The organism is Pseudomonas sp. GW822-FHT06B12 (genome assembly GCF_058799675.1).
Genome location: NZ_JBXALR010000004.1, coordinates 81,644 through 106,853, shown reverse-complemented (window position 1 = coordinate 106,853; position 25,210 = coordinate 81,644). Strand labels below are relative to the sequence as shown.

Below are 25,210 nucleotides of genomic sequence, written 5' to 3'. Positions count from 1 at the left end.
GGATGGATACGTGAGCGAAACAGCCTTGCCTAAAGATGACGTCCAGCCTGCGCTCGATGCGTCGGTTGAAACTGTGAAGAGTCCTGAGCCGCGTCGTGGCAACGGGCTGGTGATCCTGGCGTTGCTGCTGGGTGCCGCGGGTGTTGCCGCTGGCGGTTGGGGGATCTGGCAGGTGCGCAGCCTGCAAACCAACAATCAGCAACAGCTGGGGCAGTTGCAGGCCCTGAACGATCAGGCGCAAAGCCTCAAGCTCAATGAGCAGCGCCTGACAGCCCGGCTTGAGCAATTACCTCCCGCCGATGAACTGGAAGACCGCAGACGCCTGGTGACCCAGTTGCAGGGCGATCAGCAGCGCTTGAATCAGCGTCTGGAAACGGTTCTGGGCGCCAGCCGCAAGGATTGGCGATTGGCCGAGGCCGAGCACTTGCTGCGTCTGGCCAGTTTGCGTCTGTCTGCCTTGCAGGACATCAGCAGCGCTCAGGCGCTGGTGCAAGGTGCTGATGAAATCCTGCGCGAGCAGAATGATCCGGGATCTTTCGCTGCCCGCGAGCAGATTGCGAAGAGTCTTGCGGCACTGCGCAGTACCGAGCAACCGGACCGCACCGGGTTGTTCCTGCAACTGGGAGCCCTGCGTGATCAAGTGGTCGAACTCAGCGAGCTGGCCCCCGAGTTTCATGAGCGCGATTCTCTATCGAGCCTGACCTCCGATGGCGATGGAGCCAGTCGCTGGGCGCAATGGTGGGACCAGATCTCGCGCTACATCCGGATTGATTTCAACGCCGATAAAAACATTCGTCCATTGCTCGCCGGGCAAAGCCTGAGTCAGGTCCGCCTGGCTTTGAGCCTGGCGCTTGAGCAAGCGCAATGGGCTGCGCTCAACGGCCAGGCGCCTGTGTATACCCAGGCGCTGGTTGAGGCGCGGGATGTGCTCAAGGGCAGCTTCAATCAGGATAATCCGCAAAGCAAAGTGATGCTCGAGCGGGTTGTCGAATTGAGCAAGCAACCGGTAACGGTCATCACGCCTGATCTGACGACCACCCTGAGCACGGTGCAGGCATACCTGGAGCGCCGTAATATCAGTGCAGAGGACTCGGTGAAAGCCGTCGCCAAGCCTGCTGCGAGCACCACGCCGGGGACCAGCCCATGAAGCGACTTTATGTGATTGTGTTTTTGGTCATCGCCGCCGCCGGGGCCCTGGGGTTGGCGATTGCTCAGCACTCTGGTTATGTGCTGATCGCTTACAGGACCTTTCGCTATGAGTCGAGCCTGTGGGCGACCCTGCTGCTGGTGGCGGTAATCTGGCTGGTGCTATGGGGCATCAAGATGCTGATCGAGTTGGTGGCCACTTCCAGTGGTGTGGTCAACCCCTGGTCGAACCGCAACCGCAGTCGTCGTGTGCAGGTGGCGATCGAGCACGGTCAGTTGGACCTCGCTGAAGGTCGGTGGGCCAGCGCCCAGCGTCACTTGTATCGCGCCGCTGAAGCCGAACGCCAGCCGCTGCTCTATTACCTGGGTGCCGCGCGAGCGGCGAACGAGCAGGGTCACTATGACGAAAGTGACAGCTTGCTGGAGCGTGCGCTGGAGCGTCAGCCTCAGGCCGAGTTGGCGATTGCCTTGAGTCACGCGCAGTTGCAGACCGACCGTGGCGATACCGAAGGTGCGCTGACAACACTGCAGGCCATGCACGAGCGTCATCCTCACAGCGTTCAGGTCTTGCGTCAGTTGCAACGTTTGCTGCAGCAGCGCGGCGACTGGTCGGCGGTCATCCGCCTGTTGCCGGAATTGCGCAAGGACAAGGTTTTGCCGGCCAGCGAGCTGGCGGAGCTGGAACGTCGGGCATGGGGTGAAAACCTCACCTTGGCCGCTCGCCGGGAGGAAGACGGCGCCGTGGGTTTGCAGGCGCTCAATCGCGCCTGGCAACAGCTGACGTCCGCTCAGCGCCAGGAACCGCAGCTGGTGCTTGCCTACGCCGAACAATTGCGGCAACTGGGCGCTGAGGTCGAGGCAGAGGAAGTTCTGCGCGGGGCGCTCAAGCGTAAATATGACAGCCATCTGGCGCGACTGTATGGCTTGCTGCGTGGCAGCGACCCGGCGCGGCAACTGCAAACGGCCGAGGGTTGGTTGAAGGACCATCCTGGTGACCCAAGCTTGCTGCTGACGTTGGGGCGGTTGTGTTTGCAAAGCAGCCTGTGGGGCAAGGCGCGGGACTATCTGGAAAGTAGTCTGCGGGTTCAGCGTAACCCCGAGGCCTGTGCCGAGCTCGCCCGCCTGCTGGCTCAGTTGGGTGATACCGAGCGTAGTAATCAGCTCTTCCAGGAAGGCTTGGGTCTGCTGGACAAGCGCCTGCTGGCTTCGCCTTTGCCGGTGCCTGCGCGCGCGTAAAATGCGCGGCGGCCGGGTCGCCCAGGCAGGCGATCCGGCCATTGGCAAATCGAGAATTCTTCCCTGTCATGCTGGCTATAGGCAGAGTCTTACAAGAGACTACATTTGATCCTGTCTCTTCTGTCGGGAATTCCCTACACCTGTGGCGAAGTGTCCACGCTGCCTTGCCTTGAAAGGCCAGAGGGCTTTCCTCTACCGTAACTGCCTGTCTCTTCTGTTACGGATAAGCCATGTCTTTGGCCAGCACACGCTCATTGTTTTTCATGGCCTTCATCGCGGGAGCCCTGGTCTTGGGCGCTTCGTACTATCTGGAATACGCCATCGGGCTCAAGCCGTGTGGGCTGTGCCTGTTGCAGCGGCTTTTTTTGGCCCTGTTCACGACTGTTTGCCTGGTTGCCGCGCTGCACGGGCCCAGGCGTCTGGGCTGTTTACTGTATTGGTTGCTCAGCCTGTTCAGCAGCCTGGCGGGGATTGTTACGGCGTGGCGTCAGGTGGTATTGCAAAGCGATCCGGCTCAACAGGTGTCGGAGTGCTCTACCAGCCTGGAAGGTCTGTTCGCAGACATGCCCTGGCTGTGTGTTGTGAAACGGGTATTCAACGGAACCGCTGACTGCGCGGAAATTTCCTGGACGCTGTTCGACCTGAGTATCCCTGAATGGAGTTTGTTGTTTTTTGTCGGAATGACGATTCTCGGGGCTTATCAGATCTTGCGGCTGGTCTGGTACGCGTATCAGCGACCGCCCAGCGGCGAGTCGTCGCATGGGGACCGGGTGGGTGATTAAACACTTGTATGAACTTTATCTCCTGCGTACCTTGAAGGTGTTGTCGTGCGGGCATAATCTGGCCCGCACGTATCATTGGAATTATGTTGCTCGATGATGCTCTGCCTGGCCAAATCTTGATCTTCAAGTCTTGCGGCGAGTGCGGGCGGCATTACCCATAAGGGAAGAGAGATCACCATGCTCGAAAGTTGTCAGAATGCTCAGGAACGCTGGGGTGGAGTGCATCTGCTGATCGATCGTTGGTTGCAGGAGCGTCACGAACTGGTTCGAGCCTATGATGCTCTCGGCGCCAAGCCTGAGGCTCTGGGCGAGAACCGCAAACCGTTGCAGGAGTTCTGTGGTGTCCTGGTCGATTACGTCTCTGCCGGCCACTTCGAAATCTACGAACAGCTGACGGGCGAAGCCAAGGCGTTCGGTGATACGCGCGGGCTTGAATTGGCCGAAACCATTTATCCGCGCATTGATGTGATCACCGAGAAGCTGCTGGCTTTCAACGATCTCTGCGATCAAGGCAAGTGCGTTGCGGAGAAATTCAAGGAGCTCGGTGGCCTGTTGCACGAGCGCTTCGAACTGGAAGATTGCCTGATCGAAGTGCTGCACACGGCTCATAAGGAAGAAACTCCAGAGCAAGCCTGAGTTCTCACGTGTTGTAAAAGATCCCTTGAACGGTGCGCTCTGCGCACCGTTTTTCGTTTGGGCGATTGCTCAGCCAGTCGCGCCGAGCAGTTCGATTTCAAACACCAGAGGCGTGAACGGCGCGATCAGGTCCCCTGCGCCATCGGCTCCGTAGGCTTGCGCGGATGGAATCACCAGGCGCCATTTCGCACCTACTGGCATCTGCTGCAACGCACTGCGCCAGCCACTGATCACACTGTCGAGGCTGAACCACTGCGCCTGAGTGTTCTGATCGAACACCGTGCCGTCGGGCAGCTTGCCGATGTAGCGAACCTGCACCTTGCCACTGGGTCCGGCCTTGGCGCCGTTACCTGCGACCAGTTCGGTCAGCAGGATGCCATCTGCCAGTTCGCGAACCCCGGGTTTTGCCTTCTCGGCTGTCAGGAAGCGTTGTTCCTTGTCCAGGGCTACTTCGCTTTGCGGTATCGCTGGCTGCTCGGCAATTTGCGCTTCGTGCTCGGCCAGGATTTTTTCGATCTGCTGATCTTTCAGCGCCAGTGGCTTGCCTTGATAGGCCTGCTGCAAGCCTTCGACCAGTGCCTGAATTTGCAGGTCTGGAACCTCTTGGCGCAGACGTTCACCCAGACTTGCACCCAGGCTGTAAGCGAGATCGTGGGCGTCATTTTCCGTGGATTTTTCCGCAGCATGAGCCAACGAAAAAAACACGCACAAGGGTAAAAAAAGGTAACGCGACATGGGCGCTCTCCAGCCTGAGATGCGCAGGATTATGCCAGTGAGAATGCCGTGAGCGGTGAACTGCTTTGAGGTGTCTGCAGAACATTTTAAAATCGGTGCAACGCACAGCAATCGATACTGTCAACATGCCCTAGCGGCGGTAGCAGCAGAGGTCTAGTATGAGCCGCATTCACGTCAGCCAGGAGGTAAATCATGTCGGCCAATAAGAAGCCTGTAAATACTCCGTTGCACTTACTCCATCAGCTTTCGGGCAGCTTGCTCGAGCATTTGGAAAACGCTTGTTCCCAAGCCTTGGCTGATGCTGAAAAACTGCTCGCCAAACTGGAAAAGCAGCGCGGAAAAGCACAGGAAAAATTGCACAAATCTCGCACCAAATTGCAGGACGCTGCGGCGGCCGGCAAAGCCAAGGCACAAGCCAAGGCCAAAGATGCGGTACAAGAACTTGAAGATCTGCTTGATGCGCTCAAGGATCGTCAGTCCGAAACTCGCGGCTACATTCTGCAACTCAAGCGCGATGCCCAGGAAAGCCTGAAACTGGCCCAGGGTATTGGTCGCGTGAAAGAAGCCGTCGGCAAAACGCTGACCCTGCGTTCGGCCAAGCCAGCCGCCGCTGCGGGCGCCGCGAAAAAACCAGCTGCCAAACCCGCAGCCGCCAAGGCACCGGCCAAGGCTCCAGCGAAAGCAGCCGCCAAACCTGCGGCGAAAAAACCTGTCGCTGCCAGCGCCGCTAAACCGGCAGCTGCCAAAGCCGCTGCCAAACCAGCTGCCGCCAAACCAGCAGCAAAACCTGCTGCTAAAACTGCCGCCGCCAAACCGGCTGCCAAACCTGCAGTAGCGAAAACCACCGCTGCAAAACCTGCCGCCAAGCCAGCAGCAAAAACCGCAGCGGCCAAACCGGCTGCCAAGCCAGCCGCTAAACCGGTCGCTGCAAAACCTGCCGCCAAGCCAGCGGCCAAACCCGCAGCTGCCAAAGCGCCGGCCAAGCCTGCCGCTAAACCAGTAGCCGCTGCCAAGCCTGCAGCGTCCAGCGCTGCCAAACCTGCTGCCGTCAAGCCGGTTGCTGCAAAACCAGCCGCCAAGCCAGCGCTGAAAAAACCAGTCGTGGCCAAACCTGCTGCCGCCAAACCAGCGGCTGCAAAACCGGCAACCGCACCAGCGGCCGCCAAGCCTGTGACGTCTGCACCGGCTGCTGCACCTGCGCCAGCCGCGAGCACGCCAGCCGCTTCGCCTGCACCGGCAGCTGCTGCAAGCACTACCAGCACCCCGACCAGCGCTTCCTAAGTGCCGGTCACCGCGACGCGCAGCTGAAGCAGCGCGTCGCGGTTCAGGTTGGCGGCGCCCGCCGCCAATCCTTCCAGCCACACGGCCAGGTCTTTGGCTTGACCCTGCGGCCATGCTTGCGCCGCATTTTCCAGACGCAACAACAGTTGCCGCTCCGCTTCCAGCTCCAGAGCTTTGACTTGCGCTCGTAACGTGTTCAGTTCTTCGTCGGCGAGGGCTGCGGCCTTCCACTGCGTACGCAGTTGTCGAAGCGGTTGCACGACTTCCGTATGCCACGGGCCGGCCAGGTGCTGTAGTTGTTGCAGGCGTTGCGCATTGCATCTCACGCCGTGCTGTCCGAGCCAGGCTGCGCACAACAGCAGGCAAACGTTGGCCCCGGCTGCTTGCAGCTTCAGGCAGGCGTCTTCAACACCCGGTCGGGTGTAGAGGGTGAGGGAAAAGCTCCACAGGTCAGAGGACATAGTGCTACTCGCGCCAGTTGCGAGCGAAGCTGGTAGACTCCGCCGCCATTATGATTCGACTTCAGAACCTGACTTTACAACGTGGCCCGCAACGTCTGCTAGAAGACGCCGAGCTGACCCTGCACGCCGGTCACAAAGCCGGCCTGATCGGTGCCAACGGCGCCGGCAAATCGAGCCTGTTCGCCTTGCTTCTGGGTGACCTGCACCCGGACTCGGGTGACTGCTTCTTGCCGGCCGACTGGCGCATCGCCCACATGCGCCAAGAGATCGACACCCTCGATCGCATCGCGGTCGACTATGTGCTCGATGGTGACCTGCGTCTGCGCGAGGTGCAACGCGACCTCGCCGCAGCCGAAGCGGCCCATGACGGTGCTGCTCAGGCCCGTCTGCACGCAGAGCTCGACAGCGCCGACGGGTACACCGCCGACGCCCGGGCGCGCAAGTTGCTCGCAGGCCTGGGCTTCACCAATGAACAGATGGATCGGCAGGTCGGAGATTTCTCCGGTGGCTGGCGGATGCGTCTGAACCTGGCGCAGGCGCTGATGTGCCCGTCGGACCTGTTGTTGCTCGACGAACCGACCAACCACTTGGACCTCGACGCGATTATCTGGCTGGAAGAGTGGCTCAAGAGCTACCCCGGCACCTTGCTGCTGATTTCCCACGACCGTGACTTCCTCGACGCCGTGGTCGATCACGTGGCTCACGTCGATCAGCGCAAGATTACCCTCTATCGCGGTGGCTACTCGGCGTTCGAACGTGCCCGTGCCGAACGTTTGGCCCAGCAACAACAGGCCTACGAGAAGCAACAGGCGCAACGTGCGCACATGGAAAGCTACATCGCCCGCTTCAAGGCCCAGGCCACCAAGGCCCGCCAGGCCCAGAGCCGGATCAAGGCGCTGGAGCGGATGGAAGAGTTGTCCGCCGCCCACGTCGATTCGCCGTTCGACTTCGTCTTCCGCGAGTCGGCGAAGATTTCCAGCCCGTTGATTGACCTCTCCGACGCCCGTCTGGGTTATGGCGAGCGAACCGTGCTGGAGAAGGTCAAGCTGCAACTGACGCCAGGTGCGCGGATCGGCTTGCTCGGCCCCAACGGCGCAGGTAAGTCGACGCTGATCAAAAACCTCGCCGGTGAACTCGAGCCATTGTCCGGCCGACTGACCCGTGGCGAGAACACTGTCGTCGGTTACTTCGCCCAGCATCAGCTGGACTCGCTGGATTCCAAGGCCAGCCCGTTGCTGCACTTGCAGCGTCTGGCGCCCACCGAGCGTGAACAGACCCTGCGCGACTTCCTCGGTGGTTTCGACTTCCGTGGTGCGCGGATCGACGAGCCGGTGCTGAATTTCTCCGGCGGCGAAAAGGCCCGACTGGCACTGGCGTTGATCGCCTGGGACCGGCCGAACCTGTTGCTGCTCGACGAACCGACCAACCACCTGGACCTGGAAATGCGCCTGGCGCTGACCATGGCCCTGCAAGAATTCAGTGGCGCAGTGCTGGTGGTTTCCCACGATCGTCATCTGCTGAAAAGCACCACGGATAACTTCTTCCTGGTGGCCGATGGCAAGGTCGAAGAGTTCGACGGCGATCTGGAAGACTATGCCCGTTGGCTGGTCGATTATCGCCAGCGCAATGCGCCGGTGAACAACTCGCCGGTCAATCCGGACAAGACCGACAAGAAAGCCCAGCGTCAGGCCGCTGCTGCGTTGCGTCAGCAACTGGCGCCGCACAAACGCGAAGCCGATAAGCTTGAAGCCGAGTTGGGCAAGTTGCACGAGAAGCTGGCGAAGATCGAAACCAGCCTCGGCGACAGCGCCGTCTACGAAGCCGCCCGCAAGGATGAGCTGCGCGATCTGCTGGCCGAACAGGCCAGGCTGAAGGTTCGCGAAGCCGAGCTTGAAGAAACCTGGATGGAAGCTCTGGAGCTGCTCGAAAGCATGCAGGCAGAGCTGGAAGCGCTGTCCTGATAGAGGCCTGCCAGCGCTCGGTACGACGCTGGCGCGGCAACGACGTGTTGTCGAGCGGCTTCGAAAAGTAGCCGGACTGCCGGTAACGCTGGTCGGCAGGGCGATTTTTCTGCAAAAAATCGATAGTCATTCACAAGCCAGCACATTAGCTTAGACGTCTATAACGAGTCTGAGTCGAGGTGTGCGATGGTGCTTGAGACATGGCTGGCGTTTTTTGCCGCCTGTTGGGTGATCAGTCTTTCCCCGGGCGCCGGCGCCATTGCGTCGATGTCCTGCGGTTTGCAGTACGGTTTCTGGCGTGGCTACTGGAACGCCCTGGGCCTGCAACTGGGGCTGGCGATGCAGATTGCGATTGTCGCCGCCGGAGTGGGCGCAATTCTCGCCACGTCGGCCACGGCCTTCTACGCGATCAAATGGTTTGGCGTGGCTTATCTGGTGTATCTGGCGGTCAAGCAATGGCGCGCACTGCCCAGCAACATGAGCGATGACGCGGCCATTCGGCAGATCGGCAAACCGCTGGCGTTGGTATTTCGCGGTTTCCTGGTGAATGTCAGCAACCCCAAGGCGCTGGTGTTCATGCTGGCGGTGCTGCCGCAGTTCATCGACCCGCACGCGCCATTGGTGGCGCAGTACCTGATCCTTGGCGTGACCATGATCTGCGTCGACCTGATCGTCATGGCGGGTTACACCGGCCTTGCCTCCAAGGTGTTGCGACTGCTGCGCACACCCAAGCAACAACGACGGATGAACCGCACGTTTGCCGGGCTGTTCATTGGTGCTGCCGGGCTGCTGGCGACCATTCGTAGAGCTGCGGTGTAAAACCCGCAAGGCACAAAAAAGGCGACCTCAAGAGGTCGCCTTTTTCGTTCCCGCATGGATGACTCAGCGCAGAATAACCGGCGCCGTATCACGTGGCAGGTTATTGCGCAGTGGCGCTTGCCCCGGCTGTTGCTGAGTGCCGCGACCGAGTTGTTCGCCCAACTGACGGGCCACGTCCTCGCCCAGCGACTTGGACACGTCACGCACCACCCGTGGGCGGTTCAGCGACACTTTGACGTCTTCGCCGTTCACCAGTTTGGTGTCCTGGCCGTCACCCATGGCGGTGAATGCCGACGTGATTTCAAACGTCCGGGTGTTGATCAGACTGAAGTCCGCCACCAGGCTCAGGCCGAGAATCGCCGAATAGCTATCGGTGTTGGCCAGCGAGGTGATGTCGCGGGTGAAGTCGATATCCGACAGGGTGCCGAACAACACATAGTCGGCGCCCTTGTAGTTACCGGCCTTGATCCGTTTGATCACGTCGTAGACGTCTTCCTTGGACTTGGCAGTGTACGGGGTGCCTTGCACCAGCTGGAACATCCCGGACTTGAGAATCTCGCCCTTGATGTCGCCGCTGAACTTGCGAAGCTCGCCTTGCTCGATGTAGCTGCTGCTGGCCTCGATCTCGTTGTAGCTCGACGAGCCACTGGCGTGATACATGCCCGCCTGCATATTGCTCTGTGCGGAGACGATGTGGATGTACTGCTCCACCCGCTCTTGGTAGGCGAGGTCGGTGACCGCGATTTTCGGGGCCGCCTGCGCGCCAAACGCGCAGGCCAGGGCCATGATGCCAATCCATGCACGCATTGCTTAACGCTCCGTGGTTTTGCGGATCTCTTTCTCGTCCATCCACTCGGCCAGACCGCTTTCAACGTCGATCAGTTGCAGGCTGAACTTGTAGAAAACGTCTTTGTAATCGCTGCTGCGCTTGACGATCGAGCTGATCGAGCCTTCAAGACGGTATTTGGCAGCGACCATATTGCCGGTCTTGGCCACGGTGCCTTTCTTGTACAGGCCGCTCTGGTTTTGCAGTTTGAGCTGGTCGACCTGGCTCTGCATCGCGGTGTTGTCGCTGGCAAAACGGGCGGTGCCGGACTTCATCAGTTGAGTCTTGATGCTGGTGGTGATTTCGCGGGTATCGATGTATTCGCTGGTCTTGTTCTTCACGTCGTAGACCTGCACGACCGGGCGGCCTTGCAAGATGCCGGATTGGGCCAGGGAGCGGGTCATGGATTCCGCAATCATCTGCAGGTCAGTGGAGCCGAACTCGTTGGTCACCAGCTCAACAGCCTTGCTGTCGCCGTAACCGATGTTTTTCCCGCCCAGAACCGGCGAGTTGTTGGCGCAGCCGCTGGCCAGAAGGGCGACCACGGCGAGGAACGAAAAGCGTACAAACATGGGAATGTCTCTCTGTCACGAAATAGGGGGGGGCTTAAGGGGTTTTGACTTCAAGGCGGAAGTCGGTGGCCTTGGGCACAGGCGCAATGGCTGGCAGGAACGTGGCCTGCGCGGCATACAGGTTCAGGGTTTTCCAGTTTTCTTCATCGGCCACCGGGAACCCGTCATCGCCCAGCCAGACGAAGCGGTAGTACATCGTCATGTTGGTGTGGCTGGTGTTGTTCAGCGCGACCTTGACGGTCAGGAAGCCGTTTTCACGGGCGACCCGCATCGCGCCAATGGCGATGTTTTTGAACTTGTTCATCACCACGACTTTGCTCTCGGCACTGCCAGGCGCAGGTGGCGGCGGGGTGGCGCAACCGGCCAGCAGAGCCAGGGCGGCGACAGCAATCAGTTTGAAACGCATGGAGAAGCTCCGCTTAAGGTTGTTTGACGCTGGCCACGACTTGCGGGGTGGCGCTTGGGATCACGTGGGCGGCGACGCCACTGGCGAACACCTGATTGCCCACCGTACGCAGGCCGATCACCTGGTAACGCTGATCGACCTTGACGGTGATTCGCGAACCGCCCAGAGCGTTCGGCAGGCTCAGTTGGTGCTCGCCTTTGGCCAGGCGCAGGCGCACAACCTGGGTGTTGTCGGGCAGGGTGCGCCAGGTGCGGGTATCCGCCCCTTCCATCACCGCCGACGTGATGCCTACGGCCAGACCGGCCAGAGGGTTGGTTTCGTTGATCTTCTTTTGCGCCACGGCGCGAGTCACGGCCCGTACGGTGGTGCGCAGAATGATCCCGGGCATGTCGTCACGCAGGGCGCGGCGGGACATGGCGGTGGTGCTGTTGAGCTGGGTCAGGTTCTGTTGCTGGCCGTCGACACCGATCTGGGCATACGTCACGGTCGAGGTGTCAGGCTTGATTACCGGGAACGACAGCGGGGTGATCACCACGTTATTGCTGATTGGCAGTGGCAAGGGAATGCGAATGGAATCACGGCTCGGCGCAAGGCCGCTTTGCACGACGATCAGGATGTCGCTTTCTTCGTTTTTGCCGGCCGGCTTGTCCAGGTTGAGCAGCGCTTGTTCGAGCAACGGAGTGTTGGGGCGCAGTTCGGCGGCTTTGCGATAACCCGGCGCGGCCAGGTCTTTTTCACCCAGGGCTTCGTAGACGAAACCGGCCAGGTAATGACTGAACGCACTCTGATAGCTGTTCTTCAGGCCGACCACGTCAGGCGCGTCGAGACTCGCCACCGGGTAACCCTTCAGGTCCTTGTATTGAGTCTTGACGCCTTGCTTCTCGGCTTCGTCTTCGCGCTTGAGGTATTCCTTGTCCCGCAGTTCGGCGATCACCGCTTCACGTTCGTGGGTCTTCTTGATTTCGGTGCGGGCACCGTCGAAATCGTTCACTGCCAGCAGGTTCAAGGCCATTTGCGTGGTCAGCATGACTTTTTCGTAGTCATACCCTTCGTAGCGGCGGACCTTGTCATTGACCAGAAAGCTGCCGAACTGAGCCAGGTACTTGTCGGTATCCAGCTTGACCGACTCTTCCCAGGTACCGACGACCTGGTCCGCGCTTCTCCACGCGGTCTGGCTGCCGGTCAGGTCGCCCTTGGCGCGCAGCAGTTCACCTTTCTCGAAGTAATAGAGCAGGTCCTTGTTTTCACCGGTGTTGTTTTTTTCCAGCAGCGTCAGTGCGGCGTCGACGTTACCGCTGGCCAACTGCTGGTTGGTTTCTTGCAGTTCTGTGTCGTAGCTGCGAAAGGCCGAACAACCGGCAAGCAAAGTGACTGCGCTGAGCGCGATCGAGGTAAGGGCGCGGGATGCCATGGGTACTTCTTCCCTGAGTTTAAACAGCCGAGCGTGCTGGTCGGGCTGGGTGAACCAATCGACAGGGAAGGTGGCTTTCCATGCCAATTCCTCATAAAAAGAGGAGCTTAAATACCCGATCGCAATAACGAGGGCGCGGCATTATAAGCGCGGATACTGGCCATGTAATGGCTTTTTAATTTCATTTTTTCTTTGGGTGCCACCATGTGGGAGGTGTCTGAATCCACGAACAATGGACGACAAAGCTTGAGCGGAAAGCATTGAGAGTGAACAATGTGTTACTTCGTATTATCAATTGAGATTCATTCATGACTGCCCCGTCCCGTTTCCTGGCCTGGCTGGTCTTCCCTTTGTTTGCCTTGTGCAGTTTCAACCTGCTGGCCGACACGGTGGAAGGTGCGCCACAGGCACTGCATTTGCTCGATTATATTGGTGCCGATTATCCGGCGACTGTGGAGGCGGGACAGGTCATCGATGATGGCGAATATCGTGAGCAACTGGAGTTTCTCGGTGTCTTGCAGGGGCTGATCGCTGCGCTGCCGGCCAGACCCGAACGCGCGGAGCTTGAGCAGGGTGTGAGCAATCTGCGTAACGCTGTAACCCTGCGTCAAGACGGTGCGGAGGTGGCCCGTCTGGCGCGGCAACTGGGCGCGAAACTGGCAGTGGCCTATGAAGTCAGCCAGGCACCGATCATTACGCCGGACCCCACACGCGGCGCGCCGTTGTATGCCCAGCATTGCTCGGTGTGCCATGGCGACGCCGGTGCCGGTGATGGTCCCGCAGGTGTCGGCCTGACGCCGCCACCCGCCAATCTGCGCGATGCCACGCGGCTGGACCGCCTGAGCCTGTATGCGATCTACAGCACGTTGGGGCAGGGTATCGAGGGCACTGACATGCCGGCCTTCGCCGATCAACTCGACGAGCGTCAGCGCTGGGATCTGGCGACCTATATCGCCGCGTTCAGCGCCGATCCGACTGCGGCGAAAAGCGAAAGGAACTTCAACCTCGCCGACCTGGCCCGACAGACCCCGGCTGAAGTGCTGACGGCCGAAGGCCCTCAGGCAGCTGCTACGTTCCGCGCCCAGCGTGCGCAGCCGCCGCAAGTCAAACGCGGTCCGGCGCAGTTGCTCGATTACACCGCAGCGACCCTCGACAAGAGCATCGCCGCGTACCGTGCCGGCGCGCACGATCAGGCCTATGACCTGTCGGTGGCGGCGTATCTGGAGGGCTTCGAACTGGTCGAAAGCTCGCTGGATAACGTCAACACCGTGGTGCGCAAAGACACTGAAAAATCCCTGATGGCTTACCGTCAGTCGTTGCAGGACGGGCTGCCGATCGAGCAAGCCGAGCAACGTCTGGCGTTTGCCAAGGCCAAGTTGAAAGAGTCAGCTGACCTGCTGGGCAGCGATGGATTGAGCTGGTCGTTGAGCTACGTATCGGGTCTGCTGATTCTGTTGCGCGAAGGATTGGAAGCGATTCTGGTACTGGCTGCGGTGCTGGCATTCTTGCGCAACACTGGTCAACAGTCGGCGATTCGCAGCGTCAATATTGGCTGGGGCTTGGCGCTGGTAGCGGGTCTGGCGACCTGGGCGCTGGCGGCGTATGTGATCGATGTCAGTGGTTCCCAGCGTGAGTTGCTCGAAGGCTGCACCGCGCTGTTTGCCAGTGTCATGGTGCTCTGGCTCGGGGTCTGGATGCACGACCGTCGTCACGCGGCCGCCTGGCAGGACTACATCAAGAGCAGCCTGGTCAGCGGCGGCGGGCGTTTCGGTTTTGCGGCGCTGGCGTTTTTCTCGGTCTACCGCGAGCTGTTCGAAGTGGTGCTGTTTTACGAGACCTTGTGGCTGCAAGCAGGCCCGGCCGGGCATAACGCGGTACTGGCGGGTGGCGCCACGGCGTTGGTGTTGTTGGTCGGTCTGGCCTGGGTGATCCTGCGCGGCTCGGCGAAACTGCCGTTGGCGCTGTTCTTCGGGATCAACGCCGGTTTGCTCTGCGCGTTGTCGGTGGTGTTCGCCGGGCATGGTGTCAAAGCCTTGCAGGAGGCCGGGATCTTTGGCACTCGTCCGGTGGCATTCTTTGACTTCGACTGGCTGGGGATTCACGCTGATGCCTATTCGCTGAGCGCACAGGCGGTGGCGATTCTGGCGATTGTCGTGCTGTACAGTCGCAGTCGTATGGCGGAGAAGCGGCGGGTTCAAGCCTCTTAACAGCATTCGCTGCGCTCACAATCGCGAGCAAGCTCGCTCCCACAGGATTGCGTATAACCTGTGGGAGCGAGCCTGCTCGCGATGCTTTTTGGAAGAGGTAACAACAATGCGTGTCTGGATCGATGCCGACGCCTGCCCTCGGGCGGCGAAGGACCTGGTGGTGAAGTTCGCCCTCAAGCGCCAGTTCGAAGTGGTGCTGGTGGCCGGGCAGCCGCAGATCAAGCCGAGCCTGGCCCTGGTGAAGCTGATCGTGGTGCCGAGCGGTCCGGACGCGGCCGATGATTACCTGGTTGAACATGCGCTGCCCGGTGATCTGGTGATTTGCAGTGACGTGCCGCTGGCTGATCGGCTGGTGAAGAAGGGTGTGGCGGCGCTTGATCCGCGCGGCAAGGAGTTCGATGCGCAGAACATGGGCGATCGGTTGGCGGTGCGCAACCTGTTCACCGATCTGCGCGAGCAGGGCCAGATGAGCGGTGGTCCCGCGCCGTTTGGTGAACGGGAGAAGCAGGCGTTCGCCAATGCGCTGGACCGGATCATCACCCGGCTGACCCGAAAGTCTTGAGCCTTGCAGTGAACCCTGTGGGAGCGAGCTTGCTCGCGATAGGGCCAGCACATCCAACATTAATGTTGACGGTTAGGTCGCTATCGCGAGCAAGCTCGCTCCCACATTTAAACCGTGTTACGCATCATTCTCGTGCGTCAGCTCCAGCACCCGATCAACCAGCTTGTTGATCCCTGAAGCCGCTTCGCTGATCGACTGCGCGAGCATATAAGCCGGGGTGCTCACCAGTTTGCGGGCCTTGTCCTCAATGATGTCGCCGACCGCGCAGTCTGCGTGGGTAGCGCCCATTTTGGTCATTGCAGCGGCAGTGTCGGTGTCGTTGCCGATGGTGCAGGTCACGCCCGGGCCATAGATCTTCGCCGCCAGCGCCGGCGAGATACAGATCAGGCCAACCGGCTTGCCGGCTTCGGCAAAGGCTTCGGCCAGCGCCAGGACTTCTGGCTGAAGGCTGCAACCGGCGCCTTCGATGGCGAAGTTGGACAGGTTCTTCGCGGCGCCAAAACCGCCGGGCACGATCAACGCGTCGAAGTCTTCGGCGTTGGCTTCACGCAGGTCTTTTACGTGTCCACGGGCGATGCGCGCCGACTCCACCAGCACGTTGCGCGACTCGGGCATTTCTTCGCCCGTCAGGTGGTTGATCACATGCAATTGCGCGATATCAGGGGCGAAGCACTGGACCTGCGCACCGCGTTGGTCAAGGCGTAGCAGGGTGATCACGCTTTCATGGATCTCGGCGCCGTCATAGACGCCACAGCCGGAAAGTATCACTGCAACTTTTTTGCTCATGGGTTCTTCTCCAGATTCATGGCGTTAAATGTCCACTAATTTGTCATTCGTTGCCATAGGGTTATTTCGCGTCTACACCTAATCTTTTGGCAACAATTGTGATCAGGTCGCGTCATGGACTTCATTCTGTATGCGGTGCCGTTTTTCTTTGTGTTGATTGCCGTCGAGCTGTTGGCGGACCGCTGGCGCGGGGTGAGTAATTATCGCCTGGCCGATGCGATCAACAGCCTCAGCACCGGCGTGCTGTCGACCACCACCGGCCTGTTGACCAAAGGCGTGGGACTGCTGACGTACGCCTTTGCGCTGAAACATCTGGCGTTGTTCGAGCTGTCGGCCGAGAGCGTTTGGGTTTGGGTGTTTGCCTTTGTCCTTTACGACTTCTGCTACTACTGGCTGCACCGCATGGGGCATGAGCGCAACATCCTCTGGGCGGCGCATTCGGTGCACCATCAAAGCGAGGACTACAACCTCTCCACGGCATTGCGCCAGACCAGCACCGGGTTCCTGCTGAGCTGGATTTTCTACCTGCCGATGGCGGTGCTCGGTGTGCCGCTGCTGGTGTTCGTCAGCGTCGCGGCGCTGAACCTGCTGTATCAATTCTGGGTCCACACCAAACACATTCCCAAGCTCGGCTGGTTCGAATGGTTCTTCGTCACGCCGTCCAACCATCGGGCTCACCACGCGCAGAACGCGCTGTACATGGATCGCAACTACGGTGGGGTGTTCATTGTCTGGGACCGGTTGTTTGGTTCGTTCCAGGAGGAGGACGACAACGAGCCGGTGATTTTTGGCGTGACCACGCCGCTGGCGAGCTGGAATCCGTTGTGGGCGAACCTGCAGTTCTATGCGCAGTTGTGGGCCGATGCTCGACGCGCCGAGAGCCTGTGGGACAAGCTGCGGATCTGGTTCATGCGCACTGGCTGGCGTCCGGCGGACGTGGTGGCGAAGTACCCGATGAACAAGCCCGACCTGAGTCAGTTCCGTAAATTCGAGGTGCCGCTGGACGGCCGCCAGCAGCTGTATGTCGCACTGCAATTTTGCGTGTACATCGCGCTGGGCAGCTACCTGATGAATCTGGAACGAAGCTTGTCGACCGCGGCCCTGGTGTTGGGTTGGGGGGCGGTGGCGCTGGGTTTGTTTGTGTTGGGCGTGGCCCTGGAGAATCGCCCGCAGGCGTTGAAGCTGGAGCTGCTGCGGCTGGCGCTGAACCTGCCGCTGGTGTGGCTGGCGCCGCTGGTCGGGCTGTGGCCGGCCAGCGCGGTGGGCTGGATCGGCCTGCTCAGTTACAGCCTGCTCAGCGGCATCGGTCTCTACTGCTGCAAAAACCGCATCACTCGACTGGCGTCGTAGGTTCGCTGCTCTTGGCCTTTTCAGCTTGCAGGACCTGATCGTCTTCGTAGATCTGCTTGGCCAGGCGAGCATTCTTGAAGCGCCGACGCAGCCACAGGCAGAAGCCCAGCACCAGCAGGGCGCCGAGAACCCACAACTCGTACTTCTTGACGCTGCCGAGCATGCCTTCGAGCACCGCGCCAAAGTGGTAAGCGGCGGCCGCCAGGGCGCTGGCCCATATCGCCGCACCAATACCATTGAGTATCAGGTAGCGTCCTGGCGGATAACCCGACAGGCCGATGGCCACGGGCATCACCGTGCGCAGGCCGTAGACGAAGCGAAAGCTCAGCACCCAGATGTCCGGGTGCTTGCGGATATGCTCAAGCGCCCGATCACCCATCAATTGCCAGCGTGGTTTGCGCGCCAGCAGTTTGCGGCCGTGTTTGCGCCCCAGGAAGTACCACAGCTGATCGCCGGCATAACTGCCGAAGAACGCCACGACCACCACCAGGTTGATGTCCATGTATCCGCGGAACGCGAGGAAGCCTGCGAGTACCAGAATGGTTTCGCCTTCGAAGAACGTGCCGAGGAAAAGGGCAAAGTAGCCGAAGTCATGCAGAAATTGTTGGAGCATTGTCTGGGTGCTGGCGAAATGAACGCGCAGCCTAACCCTTCAGACACATTCAGGAAAGTGTCGAAATGTGTCTCGACGTGAACATTTCCTACAAGGACAATGGTTGCGACTACGGGTCACAGGGGTGCACATAACTGTAATGTGTTGGTCATAATGGGCGCTTATAACTGTCACGCTCGCCCGCCAGCGCGGGCTCAGGAGTCTGCCGTGAGCTTTACCCCCGCCAACCGTTTGTTTCCTGCAACCCGCCTGCGTCGCAACCGTCGTGATGAATTTTCGCGCCGTCTGGTCCGCGAAAACGTCCTGACCACCAATGACCTGATTCTTCCGGTCTTTGTGCTGGACGGTGAAAACCGTCGCGAAGCGGTCGCCTCGATGCCAGGCGTAGAACGTCTGACCATCGACCTGTTGCTCGAAGAAGCGGCCCTGTGGGTCGAGCTGGGTATTCCCGCCGTCGCGCTGTTCCCGGTCACTCCGCCCGAGCTCAAATCCCTCGACGCCGCTGAAGCCTGGAACCCGGAGGGCATCGCCCAACGCGCCACCCGCGCCCTGCGTGCACGCTTCCCGGAACTGGGGGTGATTACCGACGTGGCGCTGGACCCGTTCACCACCCACGGTCAGGACGGTATTCTGGATGAAGAAGGCTATGTGCAGAACGACATCACTGTCGATGCACTGGTCAAGCAAGCCTTGTCCCATGCGGCTGCCGGTGCGCAGGTGGTGGCTCCGTCGGACATGATGGACGGCCGCATCCAGGCGATCCGTGAGGCGCTGGAACTGGCCGATCACGTCAACGTGCGGATCATGGCTTACTCGGCCAAGTACGCCAGCGCCTATTACGGCCCGTTCCGCGATGCGGTCGGTTCGGCGCTGAACCTGGGCAAGGCGAACAAGGCGTCCTATCAAATGGACCCGGCCAACGGCAACGAAGCCCTGCACGAGGTGGCCAGCGACTTGTCAGAAGGCGCGGATATGGTCATGGTCAAGCCAGGCATGCCGTACCTGGACATCCTTTACCGCGTCAAAGAAGAATTTAAAGTGCCGACCTTTGTCTATCAGGTCAGCGGTGAATACGCGATGCATATGGCAGCGATCCAGAATGGCTGGTTAAGCGAAGGGGTTATTCTTGAATCCCTGACCGCCTTTAAACGTGCTGGCGCTGATGGCATCCTGACTTACTTTGCCGTACGTGCCGCTCAATTGTTACGAGAGCAACAATAGCCCTCCCAGGAACACTCGATGAATACCGAAGGACTCACTGAAGTTGCCGTAAACGAAGCTCAACCTATGGTCGAGCCCGTCGTCGAAACCACGCCGGAACCTGTTGCTCCCGTGGTGGTGGCCGACGCTGTGCCGGCGACGCCTGCGATCACGGTTCCTGGTCTGGATGACAGCAGCCTGTATATCCATCGCGAGCTGTCGCAACTGCAGTTCAACATCCGCGTACTGGAGCAGGCGCTGGATGAGTCCTATCCCTTGCTGGAGCGGCTGAAGTTTTTGCTGATCTTCTCCAGCAACCTGGACGAGTTCTTCGAGATTCGTGTAGCAGGGCTTAAAAAGCAGATCACCTTCGCCCGTGAACAGGCCGGTGCCGATGGTCTGCAACCGCATCAGGCGTTGGCGCGCATCAGCGATCTGGTGCACGGCCACGTCGATCGCCAATACGCGATCCTCAACGACATTCTGTTGCCGGAACTGGAAAAACATCAGGTCCGCTTCATCCGTCGTCGCTACTGGACCACCAAGCTCAAGACCTGGGTGCGCCGCTATTTCCGCGACGAGATCGCGCCGATCATCACCCCGATCGGTCTCGACCCGACGCACCCGTTCCCGTTGCTGGTGAACAAGAGCCTGAACTTCATCGTCGAACTCGAAGGTATCGATGCGTTCGGTCGCGATTCCGGTCTGGCGATTATCCCGGCACCGCGTCTGCTGCCGCGGGTCATCAAGGTGCCGGAAGAGGTGGGTGGCACGGGTGACAACTACGTGTTCCTGTCGTCGATGATCCACGCACACGCCGATGACCTGTTCCAGGGCATGAAGGTCAAGGGCTGCTACCAGTTCCGGCTGACCCGAAACGCCGACCTGGCAGTCGACACCGAAGACGTCGAAGACCTGGCCCGCGCCCTGCGCGGTGAGCTGTTCTCCCGTCGCTACGGTGACGCGGTGCGTCTGGAAGTGGCGGACACCTGCCCGAAACACCTGGCCGACTACCTGCTCAAGCAGTTCAACCTGCAAGAGACCGAGCTGTATCGGGTCAACGGTCCGGTCAACCTGACGCGGCTGTTCAGCATCACCGGTCTGGACAGTCACCCAGAGCTGCAATACACGCCGTTCACCCCGCAGATTCCGAAACTGCTGCAAAACAGCGAGAATATTTTCAGCGTGATCAGCAAGCAGGACATCCTGCTGCTGCACCCGTTCGAGTCGTTCACCCCGGTGGTCGACCTGCTGCGCCAGGCTGCCAAGGACCCGCACGTGTTGGCGGTCCGTCAGACCCTCTATCGCAGCGGCGCCAACTCGGAAATCGTCGATGCTCTGGTCGACGCGGCGCGTAACGGCAAGGAAGTTACCGCGGTGATCGAATTGCGCGCGCGGTTCGATGAAGAGTCCAACCTGCAACTGGCCAGCCGTCTGCAAGCCGCTGGCGCGGTGGTGATCTACGGCGTGGTGGGCTTCAAGACCCACGCCAAGATGATGCTCATTCTGCGCCGCGAGGCTGGCGAGATTGTCCGTTACGCCCACTTGGGCACCGGCAACTACCACGCGGCCAACGCCCGTCTGTACACCGACTACAGCTTGCTGACCTCCGATGACGCCTTGTGCGAAGACGTCGGCAAGCTGTTCAGCCAGTTGATCGGCATGGGTAAAACCCTGCGCATGAAGAAACTGCTGCACGCGCCGTTCACGTTGAAGAAGGGCATGCTCGACATGATTGCCCGCGAGACCCAGTTCGCCCTCGACGGCAAACCGGCGCACATCATCGCCAAGTTCAACTCGCTGACCGACCCGAAGGTCATCCGCGCGCTGTACAAGGCCAGCCAGTCAGGGGTGCGGATCGATCTGGTGATACGTGGCATGTGCTGCCTGCGGCCGGGTATCGCCGGGGTTTCACACAACATCCATGTACGCTCGATCATTGGCCGCTTCCTGGAGCACACGCGGGTCTTCTACTTCCTCAATGGCGGCGAAGAGCAGATGTTCCTGTCGAGTGCCGACTGGATGGAGCGCAACCTCGATAAACGCGTCGAGACCTGCTTCCCGGTCGAGGGCAAGAAGCTGATTACCCGGGTCAAAAAAGAGCTGGAGCTTTACCTCACCGATAACACCCACAGCTGGAGCCTGCAGTCGGACGGTCGTTACATCCGTAACACGCCGACCGGCAACCAGAACCCGCGCAGTGCCCAGGCAACCTTGCTGGAGCGTTTGGGCAGCCCGATTCTGACCGTCAATTGAGGTCCGGGGACACCTCACGCAAAGGCCATGGAAGGCCAATGTCGAAATAGCGCAGCCTAAATGTGGGAGCGAGCCTGCTCGCGATGACGGAGTGACATTCAACATCCATGTTGACTGCTGCACCGCTATCGCGAGCAGGCTCGCTCCCACATTGGTTTTGCTGTGTGTAATCGAGCGGGTTAGCGAACGTTAAGTACGAAGTTGACGCGGGTCAGCCATTCCGCTTCCAGTGCGAAGTCCGCCTGAGTCAGCTGGTTTTCGTCCAGCCAGTTCTCCGGGAACAACACATCCAGGGTGTCGCCGTTGGCCTGCAACGTGACCTGCGGCATCTTTTGGGTGCCGCGGATGTGATGGAACAGAATCGCGAAGCGCAGCAGCACGCAGAGGCGAATCAGCTTGATTCCGTCATCACCGAACTCGGCAAACCTGTCCTTGGGAATGTTGCGGCGGTGGCCGCGTACCAGCAGCGCCAGCATCAGCTGGTCTTCACGGGAAAAACCGGCCAGATCGGAGTGTTCGATCAGGTAGGCACCGTGCTTGTGGAATTGATAGTGGGCGATGTCCAGCCCGACTTCGTGGACCTTGGCCGCCCAGCCCAGCAGTTCGCGCCAGACTCCGTCATTCAGATCCCAGTCCTCGGCCACCTGGTCGAACGCGTGAAGCGCCTTGCGTTCGACGCGGTCGGCCTGTCCCACATCGACGTGGTAACGCTCCATGAGCGAGCTGAGGGTGCGTTCGCGGACGTCTTCGTGGTGATGACGGCCCAGCAGGTCGTAGAGCACGCCTTCACGCAGAGCGCCCTCACAGTGATCCATGCGTTGCAATTCGAGTGCGTCGAAGATCGCTTCGAGAATCGCCAGGCCGGCCGGGAAAATCGCCCGGCGATCCGGTTTGATGCCTTCGAAATCGATTTTCTCGACGTCGCCGAGCTTGATCAGCTTGCGCTTGAGCCAGGACAGACCCTCGGCGTTGACCTCGCCAGCGCCATGACCGCCGGCCTTCAGCGCCAGACCGATGGCGCGGATGGTGCCCGAGGAGCCGATGGCTTCATCCCAGGTCAGGCGGTGGAGGGCGTGTTCAATGCTCATGATCTCCAGCCGCGCTGCGGTGTACGCCTGGGCGTAGCGGGCCGGGGTGATCTTGCCGTCGCGGAAATAACGCTGGGTGTAGCTCACGCAGCCCATTTGCAGGCTTTCGCGCAGCAGCGGTTCGAAGCGCTGGCCGATGATGAATTCGGTACTGCCGCCGCCGATGTCGGCCACCAGACGCTTGCCTGGGGTGTCGGCGAGGGTGTGGGAGACGCCAAGGTAGATCAAACGTGCTTCTTCACGACCGGAAATGACTTCTACCGGGTGGCCGAGGATTTCTTCGGCGCGACGGATGAATTCGCCGCGGTTGCGCGCCTCGCGCAGGGCATTGGTCCCGACGATCCGCACGGCGCCCTGTGGCATACCGTTGATCAGCTGGGCAAAGCGCTTCAGGCAATCGAGCCCGCGCTGTATGGATTCTTCGGTGAGTTGGCGCTCTTCGTCGATCCCGGCGGCCAGTTGAACCTTCTCGCCAAGCCGCTCGAGAATACGGATTTCATTGTGGTAGGCCTTGGCCACGACCATATGAAAGCTGTTCGAGCCCAGGTCGATAGCGGCGATCAGGGACAGATTCTTGGCTTGGGATTGAGGCATGGTTTAGAGGTCTCGGTCGATAACCCGACCATCGTGCCACGATCAACCGCTGCCGCCAACGCGTAGCATCAGCCAAAGGCTGCGATCCTTGATCCAGAGCAGTGCACGACCCTTATGTTGATCGTTCCCACGCTCTGCGTGGGAATGCAGCCCGGGACGCTCTGCGTCCCAAGAGCGGACGCAGAGCGTCCATTGAGGCATTCCCACGCGGGAGCGTGGGAACGATCGTCTTAGCCTGCGGCTTCCACGGTGCCGATGAAATTCGCCAGTTCCGCCGTCTGCGGATTGGCAAACAACACCTTTGGATCGCCCACCTCATGCACTTTGCCCTGATGCATGAACACCAGTTTGTCCCCAACTTCCCGGGCGAAGCGCATTTCGTGGGTGACCATGATCAGCGTCATCCCGTCCCTGGCCAGTTGCCGGACCACGCTCAGCACCTCGTTGACCAATTCCGGATCGAGCGCCGAGGTGATTTCGTCGCACAGCAGCACTTTTGGAGACATCGCCAAGGCTCGGGCGATCGCGACCCGCTGTTGCTGGCCGCCGGACAGCCGATCGGGGAACGCATCGAACTTTTCCGCGAGCCCGACCCGCTCAAGCATCTGCCGCGCCAGCTCGGCGGCTTTGATCTTGGAGACTTTCTGCACCACTTGCGGTGCGAGCATGACGTTTTCGCCCACCGTCAGGTGTGGGAACAGGTTGAACTGCTGAAACACCATGCCGACCTTCTGCCTGAGGCTGCGCAGGTCGGCGCGGGCGGCGTCGAGGTATTCGCCGTCGACTTCGATCACCCCGTCGTTGATCGACTCCAGGCCGTTCAAGGTGCGCAGCAGGGTCGATTTTCCCGAGCCACTGCGACCGATGATCGCCACCACCTGGCCTTCGTCGATGCTCAGGTCGATGCCTTTGAGCACATGGTGATCGCCGTAATATTTATGCAGGGCGGAAATTCTAAGCAGAGGCATGCAGTCTCCTTTCCAGGTAGCGGGCACTGAGGGACAACGGGTAGCAGAGCAGGAAGTAACCGAGCGCCACCAGGCCGTAGACCATGAAGGGTTCGAAGGTCGCATTGGCGAGCATGCCGCCGGTTTTGGTGAGTTCGGTGAAGCCGATGATCGAGGTCACGGCTGTGCCTTTGACCACCTGCACCGAGAAACCCACGGTCGGTGCCACGGCAATGCGCAGGGCTTGCGGCAGGATCACGTAACGCAGTTGTTCAAAGGGAGTGAGCGCCAGGCTCGCCGACGCTTCCCACTGACCGTTGGCGATCGAGTCGACACAACCGCGCCAGATCTCCGCGAGGTAAGCGCTGGTAAACAGCGTCAGGGCAATCGCCGCCGCCAGCCACGGCGAAATCTCGATCCCCAGTAGCGCCACGCCGAAAAACACCAGAAACAGCTGCATCAACAGTGGCGTGCCCTGGAACAGTTCGATCCAGGTGCGGGCAAAATTGCGTGGCAGGGCGTTTTTCGAGATGCGCAGGGTCATGATCAGCAAGCCGATCAGCCCGCCACCGATAAACGCCACCAGCGACAGTGCCAAGGTCCATTGCAGGCCGGTGAGCAGGTTGCGCACGATGTCCCAGAAGGTGAAATCGCTCATTGGCCGTTCCTCGCGCTGCTTCTTGCTATAAACCGTCGCCCAATCCAGCCCAGCAACTGGCGGATCATCAACGCCATGCACAGATAGACCAGTGTGGTAAGGGCGTAGGTTTCGAAGGCGCGAAAGTTGCGCGACTGAATGAAGTTGGCGGCAAAACTCAGCTCTTCCGTGGCGATCTGCGAGCACACCGCCGAACCGAGCATGACAATGATGATCTGGCTGCTCAGGGCCGGCCAGACCTTGCCCAGCGCCGGCAGCAGCACCACGTGGCGGAACGCTTCGAAGCGGCTCATCGCCAACGCCGCCGCGGCTTCCAGCTGGCCGCGCGGGATCGCTTGAATGCCGGCGCGAATGATTTCCGTCGAATAGGCGCCGAGGTTGATCACCATCGCCAGCACCGCGGCCTGCCATTCGGAGATTTGCAGGCCCAGCGACGGCAAGCCGAAGAAGATGAAAAACAGTTGCACCAGAAACGGCGTGTTGCGGATCAACTCGACATAAACCCCGAAAATCCCGGCAAACGGACGGATATTCCACGCCCGCACCACGGCGCCGACAGTCCCCAGGCTGACCCCGAGCAGCGCGCCGATGGCCGTTAGCTCAAGGGTGAACAGCGCACCGCGCAGCAACAGGTCGGTGTTTTGCACCACCGGTAAAAAGTCGAACTGATAGGCCAT

The 25,210-nt window shown here is 60.2% G+C and carries 24 protein-coding genes; 12 read left to right on the top strand and 12 right to left on the bottom strand.

Features of this window, described 5'->3' with window-relative positions:
* Positions 1 to 10 precede the first annotated feature (10 nt).
* The 4 genes from AC1RKH_RS10520 to rsd all read left to right on the top strand — a co-directional run bounded on the left by AC1RKH_RS10520 (position 11) and on the right by rsd (position 3,800).
* On the top strand, positions 11 to 1,147 hold the full coding sequence (locus AC1RKH_RS10520) for a uroporphyrinogen-III C-methyltransferase (protein ID WP_493062628.1): 1,137 nt from the start codon (positions 11 to 13) through the stop codon (positions 1,145 to 1,147).
* Positions 1,144 to 2,382, top strand: a complete 1,239-nt coding sequence (locus AC1RKH_RS10515) for a heme biosynthesis protein HemY (protein ID WP_493062627.1) — start codon at positions 1,144 to 1,146, stop codon at positions 2,380 to 2,382. The genes AC1RKH_RS10520 and AC1RKH_RS10515 overlap by 4 nt, the downstream gene beginning before the upstream one ends.
* 230 nt (positions 2,383 to 2,612) lie before the next feature.
* Positions 2,613 to 3,164, top strand: a complete 552-nt coding sequence (locus tag AC1RKH_RS10510) for a disulfide bond formation protein B (RefSeq protein ID WP_493062626.1) — start codon at positions 2,613 to 2,615, stop codon at positions 3,162 to 3,164.
* Between the two features lie 177 nt (positions 3,165 to 3,341).
* On the top strand, positions 3,342 to 3,800 hold the full coding sequence (rsd, locus tag AC1RKH_RS10505; protein WP_123426219.1) for a sigma D regulator: 459 nt from the start codon (positions 3,342 to 3,344) through the stop codon (positions 3,798 to 3,800).
* Positions 3,801 to 3,869: 69 nt separating this feature from the next.
* On the opposite strand, the gene AC1RKH_RS10500 is transcribed toward rsd, so the two are convergent.
* Entirely contained in the window at positions 3,870 to 4,535 is a 666-nt protein-coding gene (locus tag AC1RKH_RS10500) for an FKBP-type peptidyl-prolyl cis-trans isomerase (protein ID WP_493062625.1), read from the bottom strand.
* A gap of 192 nt (positions 4,536 to 4,727) precedes the next feature.
* Between AC1RKH_RS10500 and AC1RKH_RS10495 the strand changes: the two genes are divergently transcribed.
* A complete protein-coding gene (locus AC1RKH_RS10495) occupies positions 4,728 to 5,816 on the top strand; it encodes an AlgP family protein (protein ID WP_493062624.1) in 1,089 nt (362 codons plus the stop codon).
* On the opposite strand, the gene AC1RKH_RS10490 is transcribed toward AC1RKH_RS10495, so the two are convergent.
* Positions 5,813 to 6,277, bottom strand: coding sequence for a TIGR02444 family protein (locus tag AC1RKH_RS10490; RefSeq protein WP_493062623.1), 465 nt, complete (start codon positions 6,275 to 6,277; stop codon positions 5,813 to 5,815). The two genes, AC1RKH_RS10495 and AC1RKH_RS10490, sit on opposite strands and share 4 nt — an antisense overlap.
* Positions 6,278 to 6,327: 50 nt before the next feature.
* Between AC1RKH_RS10490 and AC1RKH_RS10485 the strand changes: the two genes are divergently transcribed.
* Positions 6,328 to 8,238, top strand: a complete 1,911-nt coding sequence (locus tag AC1RKH_RS10485) for an ATP-binding cassette domain-containing protein (RefSeq protein WP_493062622.1) — start codon at positions 6,328 to 6,330, stop codon at positions 8,236 to 8,238.
* A 186-nt stretch (positions 8,239 to 8,424) separates the two neighbouring features.
* Positions 8,425 to 9,057 (top strand): LysE family transporter, encoded by a 633-nt coding sequence (locus AC1RKH_RS10480; RefSeq protein WP_103317873.1) that lies wholly within the window; start codon positions 8,425 to 8,427, stop codon positions 9,055 to 9,057.
* Positions 9,058 to 9,120: 63 nt separating this feature from the next.
* Here AC1RKH_RS10480 and AC1RKH_RS10475 read toward each other — a convergent pair whose 3' ends face one another.
* The 4 genes from AC1RKH_RS10475 to AC1RKH_RS10460 are packed head-to-tail and all read right to left on the bottom strand — an operon-like array spanning position 9,121 to position 12,272.
* The gene (locus AC1RKH_RS10475; RefSeq protein WP_123426224.1) at positions 9,121 to 9,864 is read right to left on the bottom strand and encodes a penicillin-binding protein activator LpoB; all 744 of its coding nucleotides are present in this window, start codon (positions 9,862 to 9,864) and stop codon (positions 9,121 to 9,123) included.
* 3 nt (positions 9,865 to 9,867) lie between these two features.
* On the bottom strand, positions 9,868 to 10,455 hold the full coding sequence (gene lpoB, locus AC1RKH_RS10470; RefSeq protein WP_071552841.1) for a penicillin-binding protein activator LpoB: 588 nt from the start codon (positions 10,453 to 10,455) through the stop codon (positions 9,868 to 9,870).
* A gap of 34 nt (positions 10,456 to 10,489) precedes the next feature.
* On the bottom strand, positions 10,490 to 10,861 hold the full coding sequence (locus AC1RKH_RS10465) for a YcfL family putative periplasmic lipoprotein (protein ID WP_493062621.1): 372 nt from the start codon (positions 10,859 to 10,861) through the stop codon (positions 10,490 to 10,492).
* 13 nt (positions 10,862 to 10,874) lie between these two features.
* Positions 10,875 to 12,272, bottom strand: a complete 1,398-nt coding sequence (locus AC1RKH_RS10460) for a COG3014 family protein (protein ID WP_493062620.1) — start codon at positions 12,270 to 12,272, stop codon at positions 10,875 to 10,877.
* Between the two features lie 308 nt (positions 12,273 to 12,580).
* Here AC1RKH_RS10460 and AC1RKH_RS10455 point away from each other — a divergent pair, with 308 nt between their 5' ends.
* Together AC1RKH_RS10455 and AC1RKH_RS10450 are read left to right on the top strand one after the other, a co-directional pair.
* Positions 12,581 to 14,479, top strand: coding sequence for an FTR1 family protein (locus AC1RKH_RS10455; protein ID WP_493062619.1), 1,899 nt, complete (start codon positions 12,581 to 12,583; stop codon positions 14,477 to 14,479).
* A gap of 106 nt (positions 14,480 to 14,585) precedes the next feature.
* Positions 14,586 to 15,041, top strand: coding sequence for a YaiI/YqxD family protein (locus AC1RKH_RS10450; protein WP_493062618.1), 456 nt, complete (start codon positions 14,586 to 14,588; stop codon positions 15,039 to 15,041).
* Positions 15,042 to 15,158: 117 nt separating this feature from the next.
* Here the strand turns inward: AC1RKH_RS10450 and elbB are convergent, their stop codons facing one another.
* Positions 15,159 to 15,827 carry an isoprenoid biosynthesis glyoxalase ElbB gene (gene elbB, locus AC1RKH_RS10445; RefSeq protein WP_123426229.1) on the bottom strand — a complete coding sequence of 223 codons (669 nt, stop codon included), beginning with the start codon at positions 15,825 to 15,827 and terminating at the stop codon, positions 15,159 to 15,161.
* 114 nt (positions 15,828 to 15,941) lie between these two features.
* Here elbB and AC1RKH_RS10440 point away from each other — a divergent pair, with 114 nt between their 5' ends.
* Positions 15,942 to 17,177 carry a sterol desaturase family protein gene (locus AC1RKH_RS10440; RefSeq protein ID WP_493062617.1) on the top strand — a complete coding sequence of 412 codons (1,236 nt, stop codon included), beginning with the start codon at positions 15,942 to 15,944 and terminating at the stop codon, positions 17,175 to 17,177.
* Here AC1RKH_RS10440 and AC1RKH_RS10435 read toward each other — a convergent pair.
* A complete protein-coding gene (locus AC1RKH_RS10435) occupies positions 17,158 to 17,790 on the bottom strand; it encodes a DedA family protein (RefSeq protein WP_493062616.1) in 633 nt (210 codons plus the stop codon). The genes AC1RKH_RS10440 and AC1RKH_RS10435 overlap by 20 nt on opposite strands.
* Positions 17,791 to 17,997: 207 nt before the next feature.
* On the opposite strand from AC1RKH_RS10435, the gene hemB reads away from it, so the two are divergent.
* Both hemB and ppk1 read left to right on the top strand, forming a co-directional pair.
* A complete protein-coding gene (hemB, locus tag AC1RKH_RS10430) occupies positions 17,998 to 19,011 on the top strand; it encodes a porphobilinogen synthase (protein WP_493062615.1) in 1,014 nt (337 codons plus the stop codon).
* Between the two features lie 18 nt (positions 19,012 to 19,029).
* Positions 19,030 to 21,246, top strand: a complete 2,217-nt coding sequence (ppk1, locus tag AC1RKH_RS10425) for a polyphosphate kinase 1 (RefSeq protein ID WP_493062614.1) — start codon at positions 19,030 to 19,032, stop codon at positions 21,244 to 21,246.
* Between the two features lie 179 nt (positions 21,247 to 21,425).
* Here the strand turns inward: ppk1 and ppx are convergent, their stop codons facing one another.
* The 4 genes from ppx to AC1RKH_RS10405 all read right to left on the bottom strand — a co-directional run bounded on the left by ppx (position 21,426) and on the right by AC1RKH_RS10405 (position 25,210).
* Complete coding sequence (ppx, locus tag AC1RKH_RS10420; RefSeq protein WP_493062613.1) at positions 21,426 to 22,928, bottom strand: exopolyphosphatase; 1,503 nt, start codon at positions 22,926 to 22,928, stop codon at positions 21,426 to 21,428.
* Between the two features lie 230 nt (positions 22,929 to 23,158).
* On the bottom strand, positions 23,159 to 23,896 hold the full coding sequence (locus AC1RKH_RS10415) for an amino acid ABC transporter ATP-binding protein (RefSeq protein WP_493062612.1): 738 nt from the start codon (positions 23,894 to 23,896) through the stop codon (positions 23,159 to 23,161).
* Positions 23,883 to 24,533, bottom strand: coding sequence for an amino acid ABC transporter permease (locus AC1RKH_RS10410; protein ID WP_493062611.1), 651 nt, complete (start codon positions 24,531 to 24,533; stop codon positions 23,883 to 23,885). Before AC1RKH_RS10410 ends, AC1RKH_RS10415 begins: the two co-directional genes overlap by 14 nt.
* On the bottom strand, positions 24,530 to 25,210 hold the full coding sequence (locus tag AC1RKH_RS10405; RefSeq protein ID WP_493062610.1) for an amino acid ABC transporter permease: 681 nt from the start codon (positions 25,208 to 25,210) through the stop codon (positions 24,530 to 24,532). The genes AC1RKH_RS10410 and AC1RKH_RS10405 overlap by 4 nt, the downstream gene beginning before the upstream one ends.